The 5,453-nt window shown below is 46.1% G+C and carries 7 protein-coding genes; 1 reads left to right on the forward strand and 6 read right to left on the reverse strand.

Features of this window, described 5'->3' with window-relative positions; translation table 11 throughout:
* The 6 genes from B7C60_RS17990 to B7C60_RS05725 all read right to left on the reverse strand — a co-directional run.
* The coding region (locus B7C60_RS17990; protein WP_281251658.1) for a DNA-formamidopyrimidine glycosylase family protein at window positions 1–221 on the reverse strand (221 nt) is incomplete at its 3' end.
* Between the two features lie 44 nt (window positions 222–265).
* Complete coding sequence (locus tag B7C60_RS05705; RefSeq protein ID WP_099610823.1) at window positions 266–748, reverse strand: hypothetical protein; 483 nt, start codon at window positions 746–748, stop codon at window positions 266–268.
* Between the two features lie 180 nt (window positions 749–928).
* A complete protein-coding gene (gene rpmG / locus B7C60_RS05710; RefSeq protein WP_001051800.1) occupies window positions 929–1,096 on the reverse strand; it encodes a 50S ribosomal protein L33 in 168 nt (55 codons plus the stop codon).
* A 13-nt stretch (window positions 1,097–1,109) separates the two neighbouring features.
* Window positions 1,110–1,346 (reverse strand): 50S ribosomal protein L28, encoded by a 237-nt coding sequence (gene rpmB / locus B7C60_RS05715; RefSeq protein WP_099610824.1) that lies wholly within the window; start codon window positions 1,344–1,346, stop codon window positions 1,110–1,112.
* A 366-nt stretch (window positions 1,347–1,712) separates the two neighbouring features.
* Window positions 1,713–2,387: a RadC family protein gene (gene radC, locus B7C60_RS05720; protein ID WP_099610825.1), complete on the reverse strand. Its 675-nt coding sequence runs from the start codon at window positions 2,385–2,387 to the stop codon at window positions 1,713–1,715.
* Window positions 2,388–2,557: 170 nt separating this feature from the next.
* Window positions 2,558–4,234, reverse strand: coding sequence for a methyl-accepting chemotaxis protein (locus B7C60_RS05725; RefSeq protein ID WP_099610826.1), 1,677 nt, complete (start codon window positions 4,232–4,234; stop codon window positions 2,558–2,560).
* A gap of 233 nt (window positions 4,235–4,467) precedes the next feature.
* On the opposite strand from B7C60_RS05725, the gene coaBC reads away from it, so the two are divergent.
* Window positions 4,468–5,453, forward strand: a 986-nt coding sequence (gene coaBC, locus B7C60_RS05730; protein ID WP_245868646.1) for a bifunctional phosphopantothenoylcysteine decarboxylase/phosphopantothenate--cysteine ligase CoaBC, incomplete at its 3' end; no start/stop codon positions are given.

The following is a 5,453-nucleotide window of genomic DNA, read 5'->3' on the forward strand; positions in this document are numbered from 1 at the left end:
ATACCTAAATGGACAATCGCACGACCTATCGGCGTTTTGATCAACAAATATTTTGCTCGACGTGAAATATCTTCAATTGGTTGACCTTCCATCTGATGCAGTGCCGCTGGGATTGGCCAGCGCAATTTGGGGCAACGGAAGGTCAACTGTTTTACCGTCTGACCAATTAAATGCGGTGAAATACCCATACGGCTGACTTCAACTTCAGGTAACTCTGGCACGACGGCTCCTTATCGCTTGCAGCAAGAGAGAAAAAGTAGACTCGTTATAGAGGAAAGAGGTAATCATCTGGGGTCGAAATGGCGATCCAGCGATTTTGCCAGTTTTTAAATAGCCAAAACTGCGGTGCCTGATAATACGTGATCCGTTGTGGCTCTTCCACTCCCTGATACCAAACTTCAATGGTTTGTGGCCCGCTCAAGCTTGGCTGTAATGAGCGTACGGTTTGTTCATCGACCTCGGTACCAACTAACGCCTGCCAACGTTGTGCCAATTGTGCCGCAGGTAGTTCAATAGAAGGCATAACTTGCCACTCACCTTGCTCAAGGGTTAGCTCAAACGCTGGTGTATATATCGCCTGTAATGGTGTGTTGAGATTAAATAAACTGGGATACGCTTGTGCTTCACTTGGATCAGAAGCGAGATAGGATTTGAGTAATGGCGGAATGTTCAGCACCCCGATAAACAGCAGGACCAAAATGATCAGGATATTGTTCCATCGCCGACGACGATGCGGGGCAATACGCATACAGCATTCCTTAGCCAAGAGAGACTGAATGAACAAAGCATAGCAAAGTCGGTCACGAGGTTCTAGAACTTAGAACCTAGAACCTAGAACCTAGAACCTAGAACCGATTTTTCCACATAAAGAAAAAACCCAACCAAATTGGCTGGGTTTTCTGCTACTTGCAAGAAAAGGGGTAATAAATTACTTGATTTTACCTTCTTTATACACAACGTGCTGGCGAACAACTGGATCAAATTTTTTGATCTCAAATTTGCCTGGCATGTTACGTTTGTTCTTGTCAGTAGTGTAGAAGTGACCAGTACCTGCAGAAGATACTAGGCGGATTTTTTCGCGAATGCCTTTAGCCATTGCTCAATTCCTCTTAAACGTTTTCGCCACGTGCACGGATATCAACAAGAACAGCATCGATGCCTTTCTTATCAATGATACGCATGCCTTTAGCAGTTAGACGTAGTTTAACAAAACGTTTTTCGCTCTCTACCCAGAAACGATGAGTTTGTAGGTTCGGCAGAAAACGACGCTTAGTAGCATTTCGTGCGTGTGAGCGGTTGTTACCAACTGCAGGACGCTTACCAGTTACTTGGCATACTCGTGACATGAATGTCTTCTCCAAATCGTTTCAGCTCGATATCAACCTTGGTGGCCGAACCTCTCTCTTTCTAAATAAGAAGTTGAGGTTAAAAACCGTTATGGAAAATCCATACAAGGCTATCAAAGGTCGCGCATTATACTAACTTGACACGCATTGCTCAAGACCCGAACAGATCCTTTTTGCAGGAACTGGTGATCTTTTTTTCTATTGAGCTGACTGAGGTTAAAAAATGTGGGCGAATCATAACAGAAAACCGTAGAAAGCTAAGCATTTTTTGTACATTCTTTCAAATATCCCTCGACCCCTTGTTTTTGCTTATTGCTGAATAAGAATTAAACACGCTTGCCTTTCCCATGTGTCTTATCCTTTAAGTCATATCCAGCCTCGCTCTGCGAACGAAACCACCTCGCCATCTCCCACCACAAAATGGTCAAGTACTCGAATATCAACCAGCGCCAAAGCATCGATCAGCCGTTGAGTAATCCGTCGGTCTGCTTGACTGGGCTCTGCAATGCCTGACGGATGATTGTGAGCTAGAATAACTGCCGCGGCATTATGATGCAGCGCCCGTTTGACGACTTCTCTTGGATAAACACTCGCCGCATCAATAGTACCTTCAAATAAGACTTCATCTTGTATCACTCGATGCTGGTTATCTAAAAACAACGTATAGAAGGCTTCTCGCTGACGATCCCGTAACACACAAGACAGATAGAGCTTGGTTTGTTGGGGGCTGGTTAAGGCTTCGCCGCGCTTTAAGGTTTCCGCTAAATAACGTTGAGTCATTTCTAATACGGCTTGTAATTGAACATATTTGGCCTCACCCAAACCTTTATGCGCACAAAATTGCGCTTTACTGGCTGAAAATAGCGCGCGCAAGGAACCTGATTCTCGCAATAAAAAGTCTGAGAGTTCTAATACGTTCATGCCTGGAGTCCCCGTTCGCAAGAAAATGGCGAGCAGTTCAGCATCTGAAAGCGCTTGAGGGCCACGAGTGAGTAGTTTTTCTCGTGGCATTGATTCACTTGGGAATAATTTGAAATGCATCGCGAACGCCCATCCATTGGCTCATTATCACAGTCACAAAGCGCCTTAGTATCCGGTGGTAAAACAGATCCAGTAGTAAAACAACAGTGTAAATGGATTAGCACTCAGGCCATAACAAGCCTGAGTCACCCTTAGATGCAAATCAATGTGTCATGCAATAATGATGTTCGCTAAAGCTTAAAGTGGCTAACTAAGCTCCCCATTTGTTGTCCCGATTGGGCAAGTCGAGTACTGATGGATTGCGAAAGCTGTAAATTGTCACTCAGTTGGTTGACGATTTGCTGAATCGCAACCAGGTTTTGGTTAATGTCTTCAGCAACCGCACTTTGTTGCTCTGCTGCTGAAGCGGTTTGAATCCCCATATCTTGAATGGTCTCAACCGCATGTGAAATCCCCGCTAAACGTTCTTTAATTAACACGGATTCCTGCGCCGTTGTTTCACCACGCTGTTGGCTAACGTTCATGCTGCTCACCGCTTTATTCACCCCTTGATGCAGTGCGCTGAGCATATTGCTGATCTCTTGAGTGCTATTTTGCGTGCGGCTCGCTAACGAGCGAACTTCGTCAGCAACAACAGCAAAACCTCGGCCTTGATCGCCTGCACGAGCCGCTTCAATGGCCGCATTCAAGGCCAGTAAATTCGTCTGCTCAGCAATTTCACCGATCACATTCAACACATTGGTGATTTTATCCGTCTGCTGACTCAGCTCTTGTATCGCCTCAGAAGTCATATTGACTTCATTCACCAGTTCGCTAATACCTTCAATGGCACTGTTAACTTCTTGCTGGGCTTCTTGGATTTGAGCATTGGCCGACTCGATCGCTTGTGAGGTTTCATTGGTATTATTAGCGACCTCTCGTGCTGTGGCACTCATTTCGGTTACCGCGGTCACGACTTTGTCTGTTTCCAAACTGTGCTCGTTCATCTGTTGGCTAGATTGGGTGGTTTGGGTATCTAGCTCTCCTGCGGCTGCCTGTACCTCTTGAGCAGAAGAGCGAATATCTTGGATCAGTGGATGCAGTTTATCCATAAAGGCATTAAAGGCTTTTGCCACATCACCAATTTCATCATTGCTTTCGACGTTCAATCGCGCGGTTAAATCACCGTCTCCAGCTGCAACATCTTGTAGCGAGGCAACAACATGGTGTAAGGGTGCAACGCCACGAGTCACCAACACACTGACCACGATAATAGTAATAATGAGCCCGATGGTGGACAAACCGATGGTTGACCATAATTGCTCAACCGACTGCGCTTCACGTTGAGCTCTAAATGTTGCGACTTGGCTATCGATATCATCAATATAAATACCCGTCCCCAGTACCCAATCCCATTTGGATAGGTATTCCGCATAACCTAATTTTGGCGCTTGTGCATCAATCGTTGGTTTATGCCAAGAAAAGTAAAGAAAACCATCACCTGATTTGGCGGCGCGAATTAAACCGGCAATCACTTCAACGCCATTCTCATCTTTTAAGCCGTATAAATTTTTTCCTTCCAACGCGGGGTTGATGGCGTGTAATGTGTTAATGCCTTGCGAGTCATAAGCAAAAAAGTAGCCATCGCTGTCAAAACGCATCGCTTTTAATAACGCTTTCGCCGCAGCTTTATTCTCTCCGTTGCGATCTTGCTCATATAACGACTTTACTGCGGTCACACCCATCATCAAATATGCTTGCAATTCAGCTTTACGAGTTTCAACTAATTGTTCGCGATATTGGCTCAATTCTTGTTCTAAAGCTTGACGGTTGTTCCAGTGGTTGACAACGGTCAGTAACGCCGTGATCACGATAAGTGGTATCACCGTTAACAGTAAAAGTTTGGTTCTGCTTTTCAAAAAGGTCATAATCAGCATCCTTTCGGCCTATTGTTATTTTATTATTTGCATCGCGCTTTAAAGGGAAGCTAAAGCTTCTTGCTCTATGATGCATAACGAGAAAAAAATATCTGTGAAGGCAGGTCGAGTTTAGTGCGATAACCGCTAAATGGCCGTAAAACAGCCTCGGGTCTGTTGACACGGCTCCAACATTATTCAGAAGTTGTGCTAACATTGCGCCCACTATTTTGAGGAATTCAAGCATGCAAACATTAGCAGGAAAAAAAATTCTGCTTGGCATTAGTGGCGGTATTGCTGCCTATAAATGTGCAGAATTAACGCGTCGTTTTATTGAGCGGGGCGCAGAAGTACGAGTGGTGATGACCCACGCAGCCAAAGAGTTTATTACTCCACTTACGATGCAGGCTGTTTCTGGGCACCCCGTAGCCGATAGCTTACTTGACCCTGCGGCAGAATCCTCTATGGGACACATTGAGCTGGCAAAATGGGCAGACATCGTCTTACTGGCTCCGGCAACCGCAGATTTGATTGCACGATTAGCCGCTGGAATGGGCAATGACTTACTCACGACCTTGGTGTTAGCCACTCAAGCGCCTCTGGTGATCTCACCTGCCATGAATCAGCAAATGTATAACAATGTCGCTACCCAAGAAAATATTGCCACTTTGGCTCGGCGTGGCGCTTATATTTGGGGGCCGGCCGCGGGAGAACAAGCTTGTGGTGATGTTGGTCCAGGGCGCATGTTAGAGCCAATGGAGCTAGTCACCCGCTGCGAGGCGTTTTTTGCTCCTAAGCCGCTGGCCGGTAAGCGGGTACTATTAACCGCGGGGCCAACACGTGAACCGCTAGATCCGGTACGTTATCTATCTAATCATAGTTCAGGAAAAATGGGATTTGCCATTGCTGAAGCCGCCGCTACTTTAGGGGCAAAGGTGACTCTGATTAGCGGGCCAGTGTCGCTGCCGACACCAACCGAGGTGTCACGTATCGATGTACAAAGCGCGTTAGACATGCATCAAACTGTCATGGAACACGCGACAAGCTGTGATATTTTTATTGGCTGTGCGGCGGTCGCTGACTACCGAGCGGAGCAGGTCGCCGAACAAAAAATGAAAAAGAGCGCTCAAAATGACACTCTCAATATTACCTTGGTCAAAAATCCTGATATTGTCGCCTCTGTGGCTGGGGTAGCTGAGCATCGTCCTTTTACCGTTGGTTTCGCTGCAGA

The organism is Vibrio fujianensis, from assembly GCF_002749895.1.
Lineage (GTDB): Bacteria > Pseudomonadota > Gammaproteobacteria > Enterobacterales > Vibrionaceae > Vibrio > Vibrio fujianensis.